The 15,718-nt window shown below is 66.1% G+C and carries 20 protein-coding genes and 1 pseudogene; 15 read left to right on the forward strand and 6 right to left on the reverse strand.

The genetic code is table 11. The features are described 5' to 3' along the window. Positions 1-70: 70 nt before the first annotated feature. Positions 71-1,193 (forward strand): peptide chain release factor 2 gene (prfB, locus tag ACETK8_RS09610; RefSeq protein ID WP_374039272.1). Its coding sequence is split into 2 segments (ribosomal slippage): positions 71-139 and positions 141-1,193, totalling 1,122 coding nucleotides; the frame shifts between segments, so codons are not numbered across the junction. A 205-nt stretch (positions 1,194-1,398) separates the two neighbouring features. Here prfB and ACETK8_RS09615 read toward each other — a convergent pair. The 4 genes from ACETK8_RS09615 to tyrS all read right to left on the reverse strand — a co-directional run bounded on the left by ACETK8_RS09615 (position 1,399) and on the right by tyrS (position 5,173). Then, a complete protein-coding gene (locus ACETK8_RS09615; protein WP_374039273.1) occupies positions 1,399-1,998 on the reverse strand; it encodes a bactofilin family protein in 600 nt (199 codons plus the stop codon). Next, positions 1,988-3,127 (reverse strand): M23 family metallopeptidase, encoded by a 1,140-nt coding sequence (locus tag ACETK8_RS09620; RefSeq protein ID WP_374039274.1) that lies wholly within the window; start codon positions 3,125-3,127, stop codon positions 1,988-1,990. Before ACETK8_RS09620 ends, ACETK8_RS09615 begins: the two co-directional genes overlap by 11 nt. A gap of 187 nt (positions 3,128-3,314) precedes the next feature. Next, on the reverse strand, positions 3,315-3,770 hold the full coding sequence (locus ACETK8_RS09625; RefSeq protein ID WP_374039275.1) for a peroxiredoxin: 456 nt from the start codon (positions 3,768-3,770) through the stop codon (positions 3,315-3,317). 146 nt (positions 3,771-3,916) lie between these two features. Then, entirely contained in the window at positions 3,917-5,173 is a 1,257-nt protein-coding gene (gene tyrS / locus ACETK8_RS09630) for a tyrosine--tRNA ligase (RefSeq protein ID WP_374039276.1), read from the reverse strand. 186 nt (positions 5,174-5,359) lie between these two features. Here tyrS and ACETK8_RS09635 point away from each other — a divergent pair, with 186 nt between their 5' ends. From ACETK8_RS09635 to ACETK8_RS09650, 4 genes are all read left to right on the forward strand, one after another. Then, positions 5,360-5,701 carry a hypothetical protein gene (locus ACETK8_RS09635; protein ID WP_374039277.1) on the forward strand — a complete coding sequence of 114 codons (342 nt, stop codon included), beginning with the start codon at positions 5,360-5,362 and terminating at the stop codon, positions 5,699-5,701. Between the two features lie 32 nt (positions 5,702-5,733). Then, positions 5,734-6,267 carry a DOMON-like domain-containing protein gene (locus tag ACETK8_RS09640; RefSeq protein ID WP_374039278.1) on the forward strand — a complete coding sequence of 178 codons (534 nt, stop codon included), beginning with the start codon at positions 5,734-5,736 and terminating at the stop codon, positions 6,265-6,267. Beyond that, positions 6,264-7,463 (forward strand): exo-beta-N-acetylmuramidase NamZ family protein, encoded by a 1,200-nt coding sequence (locus ACETK8_RS09645; RefSeq protein ID WP_374039279.1) that lies wholly within the window; start codon positions 6,264-6,266, stop codon positions 7,461-7,463. The genes ACETK8_RS09640 and ACETK8_RS09645 overlap by 4 nt, the downstream gene beginning before the upstream one ends. Positions 7,464-7,633: 170 nt before the next feature. Next, positions 7,634-8,047: a 2'-5' RNA ligase family protein gene (locus ACETK8_RS09650; protein ID WP_374039280.1), complete on the forward strand. Its 414-nt coding sequence runs from the start codon at positions 7,634-7,636 to the stop codon at positions 8,045-8,047. On the opposite strand, the gene ACETK8_RS09655 is transcribed toward ACETK8_RS09650, so the two are convergent. Beyond that, positions 8,044-8,301: a hypothetical protein gene (locus ACETK8_RS09655; RefSeq protein ID WP_374039281.1), complete on the reverse strand. Its 258-nt coding sequence runs from the start codon at positions 8,299-8,301 to the stop codon at positions 8,044-8,046. The genes ACETK8_RS09650 and ACETK8_RS09655 overlap by 4 nt on opposite strands. Before the next feature lie 24 nt (positions 8,302-8,325). Here ACETK8_RS09655 and ACETK8_RS09660 point away from each other — a divergent pair, with 24 nt between their 5' ends. From ACETK8_RS09660 to ACETK8_RS09670, 3 genes are read left to right on the forward strand one after another with little or no spacing between them, the layout of a single operon-like run. Continuing rightward, on the forward strand, positions 8,326-9,303 hold the full coding sequence (locus ACETK8_RS09660; protein ID WP_374039282.1) for a TerC family protein: 978 nt from the start codon (positions 8,326-8,328) through the stop codon (positions 9,301-9,303). A 57-nt stretch (positions 9,304-9,360) separates the two neighbouring features. Continuing rightward, positions 9,361-10,038 carry a DUF6624 domain-containing protein gene (locus ACETK8_RS09665; protein WP_374039283.1) on the forward strand — a complete coding sequence of 226 codons (678 nt, stop codon included), beginning with the start codon at positions 9,361-9,363 and terminating at the stop codon, positions 10,036-10,038. A 2-nt stretch (positions 10,039-10,040) separates the two neighbouring features. Next, entirely contained in the window at positions 10,041-10,751 is a 711-nt protein-coding gene (locus ACETK8_RS09670; RefSeq protein WP_374039284.1) for a DUF6624 domain-containing protein, read from the forward strand. Here ACETK8_RS09670 and ACETK8_RS09675 read toward each other — a convergent pair whose 3' ends face one another. Continuing rightward, a complete protein-coding gene (locus ACETK8_RS09675) occupies positions 10,752-11,402 on the reverse strand; it encodes an alpha/beta hydrolase (protein ID WP_374039285.1) in 651 nt (216 codons plus the stop codon). A 156-nt stretch (positions 11,403-11,558) separates the two neighbouring features. On the opposite strand from ACETK8_RS09675, the gene ACETK8_RS09680 reads away from it, so the two are divergent. The 7 genes and pseudogenes from ACETK8_RS09680 (at position 11,559) to ACETK8_RS09710 (ending at position 15,714) form a co-directional block, all read left to right on the forward strand. After that, positions 11,559-12,026 (forward strand): Rrf2 family transcriptional regulator, encoded by a 468-nt coding sequence (locus ACETK8_RS09680; RefSeq protein WP_374039286.1) that lies wholly within the window; start codon positions 11,559-11,561, stop codon positions 12,024-12,026. Further along, positions 12,023-13,165: a cysteine desulfurase family protein gene (locus tag ACETK8_RS09685; RefSeq protein WP_374039287.1), complete on the forward strand. Its 1,143-nt coding sequence runs from the start codon at positions 12,023-12,025 to the stop codon at positions 13,163-13,165. Before ACETK8_RS09680 ends, ACETK8_RS09685 begins: the two co-directional genes overlap by 4 nt. A gap of 6 nt (positions 13,166-13,171) precedes the next feature. After that, positions 13,172-14,638 (forward strand): Fe-S cluster assembly protein SufB, encoded by a 1,467-nt coding sequence (sufB, locus tag ACETK8_RS09690; RefSeq protein WP_374039288.1) that lies wholly within the window; start codon positions 13,172-13,174, stop codon positions 14,636-14,638. Further along, a complete protein-coding gene (locus ACETK8_RS09695) occupies positions 14,638-14,994 on the forward strand; it encodes a hypothetical protein (protein ID WP_374039289.1) in 357 nt (118 codons plus the stop codon). Before sufB ends, ACETK8_RS09695 begins: the two co-directional genes overlap by 1 nt. After that, positions 14,994-15,125 (forward strand): annotated as a pseudogene (gene sufC / locus ACETK8_RS09700) (Fe-S cluster assembly ATPase SufC); the annotation flags it as partial. The gene ACETK8_RS09695 and the pseudogene sufC, both read left to right, overlap by 1 nt. Before the next feature lie 14 nt (positions 15,126-15,139). Continuing rightward, the gene (locus ACETK8_RS09705) at positions 15,140-15,418 is read left to right on the forward strand and encodes a hypothetical protein (protein WP_374039290.1); all 279 of its coding nucleotides are present in this window, start codon (positions 15,140-15,142) and stop codon (positions 15,416-15,418) included. Further along, positions 15,418-15,714: a type II toxin-antitoxin system RelE/ParE family toxin gene (locus ACETK8_RS09710; protein WP_374039291.1), complete on the forward strand. Its 297-nt coding sequence runs from the start codon at positions 15,418-15,420 to the stop codon at positions 15,712-15,714. Before ACETK8_RS09705 ends, ACETK8_RS09710 begins: the two co-directional genes overlap by 1 nt. Positions 15,715-15,718 lie beyond the last annotated feature (4 nt).

Consider the following 15,718-nt stretch of genomic DNA (forward strand, 5'->3'; position numbering starts at 1 on the left):
GCCTGTTCCCTATTGCCTACTGCCGCCGACCGGCCCTATCTCCGCCCCTCCGCACCGTGAGGATTTGCATATGAGACCGGATGTCGAGGCCATGAAGGCCGACATCGAGCAGAGCGTCGCTCTGCTCAGGAGGCGTCTTTGACTGGGATGTCGCCAACCGAAAGCTCGATGAGCTGAACGCCCGGGTCGAGGACCCGACCCTGTGGGACAAGCCGGACGAGGCCCAGGCCGTCAGCCGCGAACGCGCCCAGCTGGAAGCCAAGATCAACACCGTCAAGGAGATGGAACGCGATCTGGAGGACGGCGTCATGCTGTCCGAAATGGCCGAAGAGGAAAACGACGAGGCGACGCTGGAAGAAGCCCGCGCCGCCCTGAAGGCCATCAAGGAACGCGCCGCCCGCGCCGAGCTGGAAGCCCTGCTCAGCGGCGAGGCCGACGGCAACGACGCCTATCTGGAAGTGAACTCCGGCGCCGGCGGCACCGAGTCCAACGACTGGGCCGGCATGCTGCTGCGCATGTATTCGCGCTGGGCCAAGGCGCACGGCTACGAGGTCGAGGTCGAGGCCGAGGAAGAGGGCGAACAGGCCGGCATCAAGTCGGCGACCATCCTGATCACCGGACCGAACGCCTATGGTTGGCTGAAGTCGGAATCGGGCGTCCACCGCCTGGTGCGGATCAGCCCGTACGATGCTGCTGCGAAACGGCACACCTCGTTCGCCTCGATCGGCGTTTCGCCGGTCGTGGACGACACGATCGAGATCGACATCAACCCGTCCGATGTGCGGACCGACACCTATCGCGCCTCGGGCTCGGGCGGTCAGCACATCAACAAGACGGATTCGGCCGTCCGTCTGACCCACGGGCCGACCAACACGGTCGTGGCCTGTCAGGCCGGGCGTTCGCAGCACCAGAACCGCGAGATGGCGTGGAAGATGCTGCGCGCGCGTCTGTACGAGCTGGAATTGCAGAAGCGCGAAGCCGCGGCCCAAGCCCTGGCCGACGCCAAGACCGACATCGGCTGGGGTCACCAGATCCGGTCCTACGTCCTGCAGCCGTATCAGATGGTCAAGGACCTGCGGACCGAGGTCGAAACCTCGGACACCCAAGGGGTTCTGGACGGCGATCTGGACCAGTTCATGGGGGCGGCGCTCGCCGCGCGCGTCGGCGAGACGCGAGGCTCCACGGTCGACTAGGGTCTCGCTATCCGTGCACCCCAGCGAAGGCTGGGGTCCAGATCGCAGACTCAGGCGGCTCGGATGTCGCGCTGGTCGCGCTGATCGGAACAGCAACGTCCTCCATCTGGACCCCAGCCTTCGCTGGGGTGCACGGTGAAAAGGGCAAATGAAAAGGGCGGCTCCGGAAGGAGCCGCCCTTTTGCATTTCAGCCTTTCAGCCGGATCAGACCGACTTGAGGTCGATGACCTGGGGCGCGGGCTCGGCCGGAGCCGGAGCGGCCGGGGCGTCGAAGTCCGAGGCGGCCGGGGCCGGAGCCGGAGCGGCGGCGACGGGACGCGGCGCCGGAGCGACCGGAGCCGGAGCCTCGCGGCGGCTTTGCAGGACGCGGCCCTGGAAATAGGCGCCGATGTCGATCGACAGCTGTTCGGCGGTGATGTCGCCGTCGACGTAAGCCGTCGAGACCAGCTTGACCTGCTTGCCGTTCACGGCGCCGACGATGCGGCCGCGCACTTCAAGATACTCGGCCGAGACATTGCCCTCGATGGCGCCGGTCTCGCCGACGATCAGGCGGCCGACGCGGACGTCGCCCTTGATCGAGCCGTCGACCTGAAGGTCGCCGTTGCCCGAGATGCCGCCTTCGAACTGCAGGTCCGACGACAGGGTCGAAAGGCCGCGCGAGGAGGCGATGGGAGAGGGGGCGGGCGCAGGCGCCGCGCGGTTCATGCCGCCCGACGACGGCAGATCCGGCAGGGGCGGGATCGGCGGTGCGTTCGACGGACGGTCCGGCGTGGCGGGGGCGGGGGATTTGGTCTTATTGAACAAGGGTGTCTCCTGCTCTCATGAAGCGGGCGGGGTTCTGCGGGCGGCCGTCCATCCACACTTCGTAGTGCAGGTGAACGCCGGTGGAGCGTCCGGTCGTGCCCATGGCGCCGATCCTCTGGCCCAGCGCGATGCGCTGACCAGGCTGGACGGCCATGGCGTTCAGATGGGCGAAGCGGGTCTTGAAACCGCGTCCGTGGTCTATCTCAATCGTGTTGCCATACCCTGAACGGACGCCGGCGAAAGACACGATTCCGGGAGCGGTAGCGTAGATCGGGGTGTTCAGCGGGGCGGCGAAGTCCTGGCCCTGATGAACCGCCGGGCGGCCGTTGAAGGGATCGAAGCGGACGCCGAAGCCGGAGGTGGTGCGCGCCTGGGTCGGGCGATCGAACGGCAGGTGTTCGGCGGCGTCGGACAGGCCGCGCATTTCCGACAGGTTGTCGGCGGCATGGCGGATGCGGACGGCGAAGGGCTCGTCCACGTCCAGGATGGCGGCCAGGGCCTGCGGGTCCTTGGCCTCGACCAGAGGGCCGCCGAGCGCCGAACCGGCGGCGGCGTAGGCGGCGGGGTTCAGACCGGCGAGGCGGAAGGCGAGACGCAGGCGTTCGGCGCGGGTCTGGGCGAAGTCGCCGGCGCGCTCGATCAGACGCTCCTGATCCATGCGAACGGCGACGATGCGTTGCACCGGGCGGGCGTGCTCGTTGGGCGCGACGGGGGCCAGGGCCTGTTCCGCGCCCTCGACGCCGTGGAACATGGTCATGACGTTGGTCAGGGCGGCGTGGCGACGCTCGACCATCTGGGCCATTTCGTCGAGGCCGCCGGTCGTGGCGGTCATGCGGACGACGGCGGTGTCCAGGCGGGCCTGGAGGTCGGCGTTCAGGCGTTCGGAGGCGGCGCGGGCCTTCACGACTTCGGAGTCCGACTGGCTGTGGACGATCATGTCGAAGATGAAGCCGCCCGAGGCGACCAGGGTCCAGGCGGCGGCGACGACGGCGACGCCGGCCATCATCATCTGTTTGCCGCTGGTCAGGACGTGACCGCGGATATCACCGTTGGTGCGGAGGAATAGATGGCGTTCGGGAAACCATCGCTCGATCAAAGAGCGCCGGACCACCCCCTGTTCTTCATCCATTTGAACACGCCCCCACGTATGGAAAGCGTTATCGTTGAAGAGTTTCCGAACGGCAATACCGTTCACGCATTGTTAACTACGTTGCCCGCCGCGAGGCGTGAAAACGAATCTACAGAGCGATAGATTCGCGCGTCAGGCGTAATCCGATAGACTGTTCAGTCAGAGGACATGACTGACGAAAGTCGGATCAGAGCTCTTTCGCGGCGTCCAGAACGGCCTCGGCGTGCCCTTTGACCCGGACCTGGCGCCAGACCTTCCGCACGACGCCCGCGCCGTCGATCAGGAAGGTGGCGCGCTCGATGCCCATATATTCGCGGCCATAGAGGGTCTTCAGCACCCAGACGCCCCAGGCCTCCGTCACCGCACCGTCCTCGTCGGAGCCAAGCACGACCTTGAGGTCGTGCTTGGTCTTGAACTTGTCGAGCTTCTTCACCGGGTCGCGCGAGATGCCGATGACGGTCACCCCGGCGGCGGTGAAGTCGGAGACCAGGGCCGAGAAGTCGATGGCCTCGTTGGTGCAACTGGGGGTGTCGGCCTTCGGATAGAAGAAGACGACGGTGGGGCCAGCGAGGGTCGCCCGGCCGCCGTTGTCGGCCGGGATGTCGAACGCGGGGGCTTTGGAGCCTTCAACAACTTCCGTCATGGACATTCCTTATCCGCTCATCCCCGCGAAAGCGGGGACCCGGTTCTGTGGGCGCTCCGGCTGTTCCGGTCAGCCACTGCGATCGATCCCGCGCACCCGTGCCTCACGAAAGCACTGGGTCCCCGCTTTCGCGGGGATGAGCGGAGTTAGACGGGGCGGACCAGCATGAGCTTCTTCTTGCCCGCCGCCAGCTTGATGACGCCGTCGGCGTTGACGTCCGAAGTCTCGATCAGGCGGGCGCCGTCGGCGATGGCCTCGTCGTTCAGACGCAGGCCGCCGCCCTGGGCCAGGCGACGCGCCTCGCCGTTGGAGGCCGTCAGACCCGCCCTGGTCGCGACGGCGGCCAGCATGGCGCCGATGACCTCGGACGCGGGCAGTTCGATGGTCGGCAGGTCGGCGGACAGGGTTCCCTGTTCAAAGGCGCTCTCGGCCGCCGCGCGGGCCGAGGCGGCCGCGTCCGCCCCGTGCAGCAGGGTCGTTGCCGCGTCGGCCAGGGCCTTTTTGGCGTCGTTGATGGCGGCGCCTTCCAGGGCCTCGAAGCCGGCGATCTCCTCCAGCGACAGGTCGGTGAACAGGCGCATGAAGCGACCGACGTCGGCGTCCTCGGCGTTCCGCCAGAACTGCCAGTAGTCGTAGGGGCTGAGCTGTTCGGGGTTCAGCCAGATCGCGCCCTGCGCCGTCTTGCCCATCTTGCCGCCGGACGCCGTGGTCAGGAGTGGGGTGGTCAGGCCGAAGGCGGCCTTCTGGTCCACGCGACGAACCAGGTCGACGCCCGAGACGATGTTGCCCCACTGGTCCGAGCCACCCATCTGGAGCGTGACCTTGAGGCTGCGGTTCAGCTCCAGGAAGTCCACCGACTGCATCAGCATGTAGTTGAACTCGAGGAAGGTCATCGGCTGCTCGCGCTCGAGCCGCAGCTTGACCGAGTCGAAGGCCAGCATACGGTTGACCGTGAACTGGGTGCCGAAATCGCGCAGGAACTGGATGTAGCCGTAGGTCGACAGCCACTCGTCGTTGTTGACCATGATCGCGTCGGTCGGGCCGTCGCCGAAGGTCAGGAATTTCGCGAAGACCGTCTTGATGGTGTCGATGTTCGACTGGATCGTCTCGTCGGTCAGCTGGGGGCGCGAGGCGTCCTTGCCGGTCGGGTCGCCGACCTTGGTCGTGCCGCCGCCCATCAGGACGATGGGCTTGCCGCCCGCCTGCTGCAGCCGACGCAGCATCATGATCTGGATCAGGCTTCCGACGTGCAGCGAGGGCGCCGTGGCGTCAAAGCCGATGTAGCCGGCGACGACGCCGGATTTCGCCGCCGCATCCAGCTCTGCCGGATGGGTGATCTGATGGATGTATCCGCGCGCCTGAAGCGTCGTGAGGAAGTCGGACTGGAAGCTTTGGTCGGTCATGGTCGGCTCCGTTAGCAGGGAGGCCGGCGCTTTGTCTCGGATATCGCGCCGGCAAGATGCGGCGCAGGGGTTCGCGGCCGCTCGTCAGATCGACGGGCGGTAATACAGTCCGGTCAGGGCACGGGTGGCGAACATGGGCGTTGCAGTATGGCGGTCGAGCGGGGCCGTCAAGTGAAGGGGCCGTCCATGGATCAGACCTCCACGCCGGACGCACGACGCCGGAACCGTCTGCGCCGCCGGTTCAAGACCCCACGGTTTCGCCACGGCCTCGGCCTGATGATCGTCGGTGGCGGGATGGCCGCCGCCGCGATGATCCGCATTCAGGATCGCTATGGGCTCTACAGTTCGTCGATGACCATGACCCTGATCGGGACGGTGATGGCCGGGGTGATACTCGTCGTGTTGGCGCTTCTGGCAGGGCGGCGGTACGGCTGGGCCTGGGGCGTGGCGCTGATCGCGCCGCCGGTTCTGTATTTCGCCGCGCTGAAGGTTCTGGAGGCCCATCCGCCCCAGCCGCCGATAGGCTAGGAGGCGAGAGCGGGGCAGGGTATCGGTAGGCCATGCTCTTAGAACTCTCTTTGGCGCCCTACCCTGGAACCGGTCTCACTGGTCGTGTCGATGTGGTGCTGGACTGGGAGGGGCGAGCAGCCGTCCATGTGGCGTTCAAGGCGTCAGGTTTCGAAGCGGGTGTGGTATTGCCGGAGACCGACGCGCCAACTCGAAAGGACGAGCTCTGGCGTCATACGTGCTGTGAGATTTTCGCTCTTCGTCGACAGGGCGGGTATGTCGAGTTCAATCTGGCGCCTTCGGGAGATTGGGCCGCGTACAGTTTCGATGGCTATCGCCAGGGCATGGCGAACCTGGATAGCTCTCCCCCTGACCTCCGTATGAAAGCGGCCGAAGATGGCTTCGAACTCAGTGGGTTCGTCCACTTGGCAGAGTGGCCGTTGATTGAGGCCATCGGTCTGTCGGCGGTCATTGAAACGCCGGATGGCGCGAAAACCTATTGGGCGCTGGCTCATCCTTCGGATAAGCCCGATTTTCATCACCCTGACTCGTTCACGGTGAAAGCTACTGCGGCAACATACACATGATCTTCGGCATCGACCGCCTGCTTTCCGAGCCCGAACTGCTGGCCGCGCTGAAGGGGCGGCGGGTGGCGCTGGTGGCGCATCCGGCCTCGGTGACGGCGGACCTGACCCATTCCATCGACGCCCTGATCGGCGCGGGCGTGACCATCACCGCGGCCTTCGGTCCCCAGCACGGGATGAAGGGCGACCTGCAGGACAATATGATGGAGAGCCCGGACTACCGGGACCCCGTCCACGGCTTCCCCGTCTTCAGCCTGTATGGCGAGGTGCGGCGGCCGAAGCCGGAATGGATGGAGACGTTCGATGTCGTCCTGATCGACCTGCAGGACCTGGGCTGCCGCATCTACACCTTCATCACGACCCTGCTGTACGTGCTGGAGGCCTCGGCCGAGCACGGCAAGGAGGTCTGGGTGCTGGATCGCCCGAACCCCGCCGGGCGGCCGGTGGAGGGGACGACCCTGGTCGCGGGCTGGGAGAGCTTCGTCGGCGCAGGCCCCATGCCGATGCGCCACGGCCTGACCCTGGGCGAGTTGGGCCACTGGTTCATCGACCACTTCAAGCTGAAGGTCGCCTATCGCGTCATCGAGATGCAGGGCTACGACCCAGAGGCCGGGCCGGGCTTCGGCTGGCCGCTGGGCGAACGCGCCTGGATCAACCCCAGCCCCAATGCGCCCAACCTGTCGATGGCGCGCGCCTATCCGGGCACGGTGATGGTCGAGGGGGCGACGATCTCCGAAGGGCGGGGCACGACCCGGCCTCTGGAGCTGTTCGGGGCGCCCGACATCGACGCCCGCGCCGTGATCGCCGAGATGAAGGCCTTCGCGCCGGAGTGGGTGAAGGGCTGCGTGCTGCGCGAGATGTGGTTCGAACCGACCTTCCACAAACACGTCGGCCAGCTGTGTTCGGGGGTGCAGATCCACGTCGAAGGGCCGCACTACGATCACGCCGAGTTCCGCCCGTGGCGGATTCAGGCGCTGGGGTTCAAGGCGATCCGGCGGCTGTATCCCGACTACGACCTGTGGCGGGACTTCCCGTATGAATACGCCTTCGGGAAGCTGCCGATCGACGTGATCAATGGTGGACCGGCGTTGCGCGAATGGGTCGACGATCCGAACTCGACCGCCGCCGATCTGGACGCCGTCGCCGGGCCGGACGAGGCGGCCTGGGTCGAGACGCGCAAAGCCTATCTGATCTATTGAGCCAGCTGTCGTTCGACCTCGGCGGGCCGCAGCCGCCTCCGCTCGAGAATCCAGACTCGCCCAACCTCTTCTTCGGGGTGAGGCCGCCGCCCTACGTTTGCGAGGAGATCATGGCCGTGGCGGCGGAGATCTGTCGCCGACATGGGCTGCCTGTGCCGAGACGATCGGAGGTGCTTCATCTGACGTTGTGCAAGATCGGGCACTACGGCTGGGAAGGCTCCGTGATCCAGACGGCCCTTGAGATCGGCGACCGCGTCGCGGGACAGACGTCGACGGTTTCGCTCACCAAGCTGATGCATTTCCGAAACTCGGACGCCGTCGTTCTGGCGGCCGATGTGACACCTCGGCCGCTCTTCGATCTTCGCGAGGCTTTAGCGCTGGAACTGCGCCGTCAGTTCTTCAAGCCGGGTTCAGGCTTCAAGCCTCACGCGACTTTCGTCTACGAGAAGCGGTTCGAGGTTCCAGAGGCGCTACTGCCCCGGCCAATCCTTGTTCCGGTCGAGGCGTTCGAGCTCATTTCGAGCCCGCCGCGCGAGACGCGGCACAAGACGCTGAGAGTCTGGCCTTTGGGCCAGAACGCCTAAAGCCGCCGCGCCACGCCCACGCCGAACTCCAGGTCCGGGCTGTCATCGTTCAAGCCGAAGTTGAGGCCGAAGTCGACTTGAGCGCCGGGCATGGACGGCGGGGTCCGGACGGCGGTCAGGTCGAAGGTCGACCGGGGCACGCCCTCGAGCGGATCGTCGTCAGTGAACCCAAGAACCCTGCGCCATTCCGACGCGCTGCGACCTTCCGTCCGATCTGGCAACCGTAGCCGAACGGCGTCGTTGCTGTCGTCCATTCGGACCGGAGCGCGGAGGATCACATGACGGAGCTATGGCTGGGACAGCCGATCTGGATGTGGGTCGGCTTCATGAGCGTGGTGCTGGCCCTGCTGGTGCTGGACCTCGGCGTGCTGAACCGTCGCGACCACGAGATCGGGGTGCGCGAGAGCCTGACGATGTCGGCCATGTATATCGCCATCGCCCTGGCCTTCGGCGGCTTCGTCTGGTGGCGACTGGGGTCCGAGCGCGGGCTGGAATACGTCACCGGCTTCTTCATCGAGAAGAGCCTGGCGATGGACAATGTCTTCGTCATCGCCTTGATCTTCAGCGCCTTTTCGATCCCGCGCATCTATCAGCACCGGGTCCTGTTCTGGGGCATCCTGGGCGTCATCGTGCTGCGCGCCATCATGATCGCGGGCGGGGCTGCCCTGGTCAGCCGCTACGAGTGGGTGCTCTACATCTTCGCCGGCTTCCTGGTCCTGACGGGCTTGCGGATGTTCTTCAGCAAGCATCAGAGCGAGACGGAGATCGCCGACAACAGGATGCTGAACTGGCTGAGGCGGCGCATCCCGGTGACCCAGGACCTGCACGGCCACGCCTTCTTCGCGCGGGAGACGACGGCCAGCGGCAAACATGTGCTGCACGCCACGCCCCTTTTCCTGGCCCTTGTGGCGATCGAGCTGGCGGACGTTGTGTTCGCGGTGGACTCGGTGCCGGCGATCTTCGCGATCACGACCGATCCCTACATCGTCTACACGTCCAACATTTTCGCCATCCTGGGCCTGCGCGCGCTCTATTTCGCCCTGGCGGCGGTGATCCACCGCTTCGCCCACCTGAAGCAGGCGCTGGCCCTGTTGCTTGTCTTTATCGGCGGCAAGGTGTTCGCCGCGCCGCTTCTGGGCCTGGAGAAGATCCCTCCAGCGGTGTCGCTGAGCGTCACGGCCCTGATCCTGACCGGCGGGGTGGTCTATTCGCTGTGGCGGACGCGGGCGAAGGCCGATCGGGCACCTGTCGCCTGACGGTTGCGGCCTCCGGCCCGCCACAATCGCCGGTCAGCGTCCGGGCAGGGGGAATGAATGATCGGAATGATGTTGGCGGCGGCGTTGGCGTCGCAGGATCTGAGCCCGGAGGTGCAGGCGCGGATCGCACCGGTTCAGCAGGCCATCGACGCGGAGCTCGCGCGTCAGGCGGTCCTGCCGAGGCCCAGGAACGACGCCGAACGGCTGGACCGGATGGGGGCGATGGATCAGGTCGGGCGGCGCGCCCTGACCGCCATCGACCTGAACGACCTGCCGACCGAGCAACAGACGGCGGCCAACGCGGCGTTGTGGGAGCCGGTCAGCGCCGTGGACCGGCGGCTGATGTCCAAGCTGCTGAAGATGGTCCCGTCCAAGGGATGGTTCCTGCAGTCGGTCTATGGCCGTCAGGGCGCGGGCGCGGCGTTCCTGATCGTTCAGCACTCCGAGCTGGAGCACTGGCGTCGGTTCGTGCCGGTTCTGGAGCCGCTGGTCGCGACCGGAGAGGTCGAGGGACAGAGCTATGGTCTGATGTACGACCGGCTGGCGATCAACGAGGGTCGCCCCCAGCGTTACGGCACTCAGATGGCCTGTATCGGCGGGCGCTGGGCCATCGACTATGCGAATCTGGAATACCCGGAGAACGCCGACGCTCGACGCCAGGCGATGGGCTTCATGCAGACTCTAGCGGAGTATGAGACGAACTTCGCCCGCTACCCCGCCTGTCAGGAGGATTGATCATGTCGCCGATCGCCTTGCTCGCCGTCCTGCTCGTCTCGACGGCTCCGATGATGGGGCAGGCGCAGTCGCCAGCCGTGACGATGTCCGCCGAGGAAATCTCCACACGCATCGCGCCGGTCACGGACGCCATGGCGGCGGAGCGGGCGCGTCAGGCGGCGCTGCCGCCCGCGGCGAACGACAGTGACAGGCTGATCCGGATGGGCGAGGCGGACCAGGCGGCGCGGACGGCGATGCAGGCCTTCATGTCCAGCCTGCCGCGAGAGGAGCGGCCGCTGCTGCGACGATCCGTCTGGGATGCGGTGGAGGCTCTGGATCGCGAGAACCAGACGGCTCTTCTGGGTATGGTTCCGTCGGAAGGCTGGTTCACGCGCAACCGCTATGGCCCCGAGGCCTCCAGGGCGGCCTTCCTGATCGTCCAGCATAGCAATCCCGACCTGTGGCGGCGGTTCTTGCCGGCACTCGAACCATTGGTCGCGACCGGTGAGATCGGCGGGCTGGAGTATGCCCAGATGTTCGACCGGCTGAGGCAGGCGGAGGAGAAGCCGCAGTACTACGGCACCCAGGTCGGATGTCGGTACGGGACCAATGTCTGGTCGACGGGCGAGATCGAGGACGAGGCGAACGTCGATGCGCGCCGCGCCGCCCTCGGTATCGAACCCCTGGCCGAGCAGATGGCGCCGTACATCGCCAATCCGCCCGGCTTCTGCTGATCAGGCCGGCTTTTCTTCCAGACGCTTGTCCAGATAGGCGCCGACGCGGCGGTCGACGGCGTCGATGTGGTCCTGCCAGAAGTGGCTGGCGCCGTCCTCCAGCTCATAGTCGATGACGATGCCCTTCTGGGTGCGCAGCTTGTTGACCACGCGCTCGACCTCGACCGGCGGCACGATGCTGTCGGCCGTGCCGTGCAGGAACAGGCCGGAGGCCGGGCAGGGCGCCAGGAAGCTGAAATCGTACATGTTCGACGGCGGCGAGACCGAGATGAAGCCGTCCGTCTCCGGGCGGCGCATCAGAAGCTGCATGCCGATATAGGCGCCGAACTGATAGCCGGCGACCCAGGTCTGGGTGGCGGCGGGGTTGTTGGCCTGGAGCCAGTCCAGCGCGGTAGCCGCGTCGGCCAGTTCGCCGATGCCCGAGTCGAACTCGCCCTGCGACTTGCCGACGCCGCGCGAGTTGTAGCGCAGGGTCGCGAAGCCACGCTTCACGAACAGCTGGTAGAGCGTCACCGCCACCGGGTTGTTCATATGCCCGCCCGCCTTGGGGTGGGGGTGCAGGATCAGGGCGATGGGCGCATTGGCGCGCTTGCCGGGGGAATAGCGGCCTTCGATGCGACCGGAGGCGCCGGGCAGGATGACTTCAGGCATAGGGCTCTGGAATCCGTTCAACTGTCATTTCGGGCCGCCGGAATACTTGACCGCAGGGGTAGGACTTTCTAAGTCCCGCTTGCGTTCGGCCGCCTCGCGAAGCGGCGGGTCATAGCACAAGACCCCTGAAAAGCGCGCGATTTTTGAGGATGGGCGATGCGACTGTCGACCAAGGGACGATACGCCGTGATGGCGATGGCCGATCTGGCCCGCCACGGCCGGTCGGAAAGCGGCGAAGGCCGCGCCGTGTCCCTGGCCGAAATCGCCACACGCCAAGAGATTTCATTGAGTTATCTGGAACAGCTTTTCGCCCGCCTGAGAAAGAGCGGTCTGGTGCGCAGCGTGCGCGGTCCGGGCGGCGGCTATCGACTGGCCAAGACCGCCGGCGAAACCGTGGTGTCCGAAATCGTCCTGGCGGTCGATGAGCCGATCCGCGCGACCCGTTGCGCCGCCCACGGCACGCCGCGCGGCTGCATGTTGAAGGGCGAACGCTGCATCACCCACGACCTGTGGGAGGATCTGGGCGAGGAGATCCACCGCTATCTGGCCAGCGTGTCGCTGGAAGACGTGATCGCCAAGCGGACGGCCCGGCCCGCGTCTTCGGAAGTGGGAGTGGCGGCGTGAGCGGCGTCTATCTGGACTATAACGCCTCCGCCCTGGTGCGGCCCGAGGTTCTGGCGGTCATGGCCGAGGCCCTGGCCGACAACGGCAATCCGTCGGCGGTCCACGCGGCCGGTCGGCGCGCGCGGGCGCGGGTCGAGACGGCGCGCGCCAAGGTGGCCGAACTGGTCGGCGCCGATCCGACGGCCGTCGTCTTCACCTCGGGCGGAACGGAGGCGAACGCGCAAGGACTGCAGAGCGCCATCGCGGCGGGCTGCGAGCGGCTGATCGTCTGCGCCACGGAACATCCCTGCGTAATCGAGGCGGCGATGGCGTCCGGCAAGACGGTCAAGCCGCTGCCGGTGGACGCCAAGGGCGTCATCGACCTGGTCAAGCTGGGCCAGTTGCTGAACCAGACCGGCGGCCGGGCCGTGGTGGCCATCCATCATGCCAACAACGAAAGCGGCGTCATCCAGCCGATCGCCGAGGCCGCGCGTCTGGTGCGGGCGGCCAAGGGCTGGCTGCACGTCGACGCCATCCAGTCGGCGGGCAAGATCCCGGTCGACATGCGGACCCTGGGCGCCGACAGCCTGACCCTGTCCGCGCACAAGCTGGGCGGGCCGCAGGGCGTGGGCGCCCTGGTGCTGGGCGAGGGATCGTCGGCGGTGCGCATCCTGCACGGCGCGGGTCAGGAGCGCGGCCTGCGCGCCGGGACCGAGAACGTGCCGGGCATCGCGGGCTTCGGCGTCGCGGCCGATTGCGCCCAGCGCGACCTGCCCAAGGCCGAGGCGCACAGGGCCTGGCGCGATGCGGCGGAGGCGGCCGTGGAGTCGGCCGGAGCGACCATCCTGGGCAAGGGCGCGCCGCGTCTGCCCAACACCCTGTTCCTGTCCGTGCCCGGCTGGGACAGCCCGCAGCAGCTGATCGTGCTGGATCTGGACGGCGTAATGGTCTCGGCCGGCAGCGCCTGTTCGTCCGGCAAGACCAAGCCCAGCCGCGCCATCGTGGCCATGGGCCGTATGGATCTGGCCACCGGCGGCGTGCGCGTCTCTGGCGGCTGGGGCACGACGGAGGGGGACTGGATCAAGTTCGCCGAAGCCTGGGTGAAGGCCTGGGATCGGCAGAAGTCGCGCGCCGCCGAGCGCGCGAAGGAAGTTGCGTAAGAAATCATGGCCGCCGTTCAGGAAACCATCGACGCCGTCGCCGCGCTGGAAAAGTACGCGCACGGCTTCACCTCGGACATCGAGCAGGAGTTCGCCCCCAAGGGTCTGAACGCCGACATCGTGCGCTTCATCTCCGAGAAGAAGGGCGAGCCGGAATGGATGCTGGAGTGGCGCCTGGCCGCCTATGAGCGGTGGCTGGCGATGGAGGAGCCGACCTGGGCGGCGGTGAAGTACGAGCCCGTCGACTATCAGGACCTGTTCTACTACGCCGCGCCCAAGACCAAGGAGGGGCCGAAGTCCCTCGACGAGGTCGATCCGGAACTGCTGGAAGTCTACGCCAAGCTGGGTATCCCGCTGAAGGAGCAGGAGGTTCTGGCAGGCGTTCAGGGCGCGCCGCGCGTGGCCGTGGACGCCGTGTTCGACTCGGTCAGCGTCGTCACCACCTTCAAGGAGGAGCTGGCCAAGGCGGGCGTGATTTTCATGCCGATTTCCGAGGCTTTGCGCGAATATCCTGATCTGGTGCGGCAATATCTGGGGTCGGTCGTGCCGGTCTCGGACAACTATTTCGCGGCCCTGAATTCGGCGGTCTTCTCGGACGGGTCGTTCGTCTACATCCCGCCGGGCGTGCGCTGCCCGATGGAGCTGTCGACCTATTTCCGCATCAATGCGAGCCAGACCGGCCAGTTCGAACGCACCCTGATCATCGCCGACAAGGGCAGCTACGTCTCGTATCTGGAGGGCTGCACGGCTCCGATGCGCGACGAGAACCAGCTGCACGCGGCCGTGGTCGAGATCGTCGCCCTGGACGACGCCGAGGTGAAATACTCGACCGTCCAGAACTGGTATCCCGGCGACGCCGAAGGCAAGGGCGGCATCTACAACTTCGTCACCAAGCGCGCCGACTGCCGCGGCGACCGGTCGAAAGTGTCCTGGACCCAGGTCGAGACCGGCTCGGCCGTCACCTGGAAATACCCGTCCTGCATCCTCAAGGGCGAGGAGAGCTCGGGCGAGTTCTATTCCATCGCCATCACCAACGGACATCAGCAGGCCGACACCGGCACCAAGATGATCCACCTGGGCAAGAACTCGAAGAGCCGGATCATCGCCAAGGCGGTTTCGGCCGGAAAGTCGGACTCGACCTATCGCGGCCTGGTCTCGGTGCATCCGAAGGCGACGGGGGTGCGCAACTTCACCCAGTGCGACAGCCTGCTGATCGGCAAGGACTGCGGCTCCCACACCGTGCCCTATATCGAGGCGCGCAACGGCTCGGCCCAGCTGGAGCACGAGGCGACGACGACCCGCCTGTCGGACGACCAGCTCTTCTACGCCCAGCAGCGCGGCCTGTCGCAGGAGGAGGCGGTGGCCCTTCTGGTCAACGGTTTCGTCCGCGACGTGATGCAGAAACTGCCGATGGAGTTCGCCGTCGAGGCGCAGAAGCTGGTGGCGATCAGCCTGGAAGGGAGCGTGGGGTGATGGGCTTCTTCGATCCGCCGGACAAGAAGCTACGCGATAAGCTAAGCCCCGATACGGCCGAGCGAGCTCAACAGGTTGTGGCTCTTGTGGAGTCTTACGCTGGCGGCCTCAGCTATCATCATCGAAGGGAAGTCGAGTTCTACCTCTTCATGGCTTGGCTTCAGGATCAACTTTCCCGGTTTGGAGTAGATCAACTCCACGGCGCTTCGTTAGGGCAATACGCGACTTGCTTTGATCAAGCGCAACGCATTGGTGGCCACTTCACTCGTGAGCAGGCTGGCGTTTACGACATGTGTGTCCGGCATCTGCGGGAGCACGTGAACAATTTCGATCCCTCTTCTATGTCTGACGTTTGATGCTCTCCATCTCCAACCTCCACGTCTCCGTCGGCGACAAGCCGATCCTCAAGGGCCTGTCGCTCGAAGTGCCGGCGGGCGAGGTCCATGCCGTCATGGGGCCGAACGGAGCGAGACGTGCTATGACTTCTGGCAGGAGGACTTCATGACCGCCGTTCGTAAGCCTGCCATGCAAACCTACGACATCGAGCTGGATCAGGAGATCGTCGATCGTTTGCGACGCATGGCCGAGAAGACCGGCGATACGATCGAGAATCTGATTGCTTCGGCAGCGCTCGACTATGCCGACCGCGGGCCGCCGCCTCTCAACGCGTGGACCAAGGAAGATCGCGCCGAGATCGAAGAAGGGTTCGCCCAGATCGATCGCGGCGAGGCGTTCACCCAGGAGCAGGTAGAGGCGCGGATCGACGCCCTATTGCGCTGATGGCGAAGGCTATCTGGTCGGCGAGGGCCACGCAGGAATTCGAGGATCTGATTGCCTATCTGAAACAGCGCAACCCCGACGCCGCCGCGCGCTCCGCCAGCGAAATCCAGTCCATATCGAGATTGCTGGCGCGACGTCCCTTCCTCGGCAGGCCTGGCTCCGTTGAAGGCGAGCGTGAGTTCAGCGTTTCGGACTGGCACAAGGTGTTCGTCTATCGCGTCACGCCGGACGGCATCGACATTTCATCGCTGCGCGACCCGCGCATGCAATCCAGACAAGACGACACGGACGCCTAGAACC

The sequence above is a fragment of the Brevundimonas staleyi genome (assembly GCF_041893865.1).
GTDB classification, from domain to species: Bacteria; Pseudomonadota; Alphaproteobacteria; order Caulobacterales; family Caulobacteraceae; genus Brevundimonas; species Brevundimonas staleyi.

What these genes read in the sequence shown, in the direction of transcription:
- ACETK8_RS09710 (WP_374039291.1), top strand. Translation starts at nt 15,418, where the DNA reads ATGGCGAAGGCTATCTGGTCGGCGAGGGCCACGCAGGAATTCGAGGAT.
- ACETK8_RS09675 (WP_374039285.1), bottom strand. Translation starts at nt 11,402, where the DNA reads ATGCCTGAAGTCATCCTGCCCGGCGCCTCCGGTCGCATCGAAGGCCGC.
- ACETK8_RS09640 (WP_374039278.1), top strand. Translation starts at nt 5,734, where the DNA reads ATGCTCTTAGAACTCTCTTTGGCGCCCTACCCTGGAACCGGTCTCACT.
- ACETK8_RS09660 (WP_374039282.1), top strand. Translation starts at nt 8,326, where the DNA reads ATGACGGAGCTATGGCTGGGACAGCCGATCTGGATGTGGGTCGGCTTC.
- ACETK8_RS09705 (WP_374039290.1), top strand. Translation starts at nt 15,140, where the DNA reads ATGACCGCCGTTCGTAAGCCTGCCATGCAAACCTACGACATCGAGCTG.
- ACETK8_RS09620 (WP_374039274.1), bottom strand. Translation starts at nt 3,127, where the DNA reads ATGGATGAAGAACAGGGGGTGGTCCGGCGCTCTTTGATCGAGCGATGG.
- ACETK8_RS09695 (WP_374039289.1), top strand. Translation starts at nt 14,638, where the DNA reads ATGGGCTTCTTCGATCCGCCGGACAAGAAGCTACGCGATAAGCTAAGC.
- sufB (WP_374039288.1), top strand. Translation starts at nt 13,172, where the DNA reads ATGGCCGCCGTTCAGGAAACCATCGACGCCGTCGCCGCGCTGGAAAAG.
- tyrS (WP_374039276.1), bottom strand. Translation starts at nt 5,173, where the DNA reads ATGACCGACCAAAGCTTCCAGTCCGACTTCCTCACGACGCTTCAGGCG.
- ACETK8_RS09680 (WP_374039286.1), top strand. Translation starts at nt 11,559, where the DNA reads ATGCGACTGTCGACCAAGGGACGATACGCCGTGATGGCGATGGCCGAT.
- ACETK8_RS09625 (WP_374039275.1), bottom strand. Translation starts at nt 3,770, where the DNA reads ATGACGGAAGTTGTTGAAGGCTCCAAAGCCCCCGCGTTCGACATCCCG.
- ACETK8_RS09655 (WP_374039281.1), bottom strand. Translation starts at nt 8,301, where the DNA reads ATGGACGACAGCAACGACGCCGTTCGGCTACGGTTGCCAGATCGGACG.
- ACETK8_RS09635 (WP_374039277.1), top strand. Translation starts at nt 5,360, where the DNA reads ATGGATCAGACCTCCACGCCGGACGCACGACGCCGGAACCGTCTGCGC.
- ACETK8_RS09670 (WP_374039284.1), top strand. Translation starts at nt 10,041, where the DNA reads ATGTCGCCGATCGCCTTGCTCGCCGTCCTGCTCGTCTCGACGGCTCCG.
- ACETK8_RS09665 (WP_374039283.1), top strand. Translation starts at nt 9,361, where the DNA reads ATGATCGGAATGATGTTGGCGGCGGCGTTGGCGTCGCAGGATCTGAGC.
- ACETK8_RS09645 (WP_374039279.1), top strand. Translation starts at nt 6,264, where the DNA reads ATGATCTTCGGCATCGACCGCCTGCTTTCCGAGCCCGAACTGCTGGCC.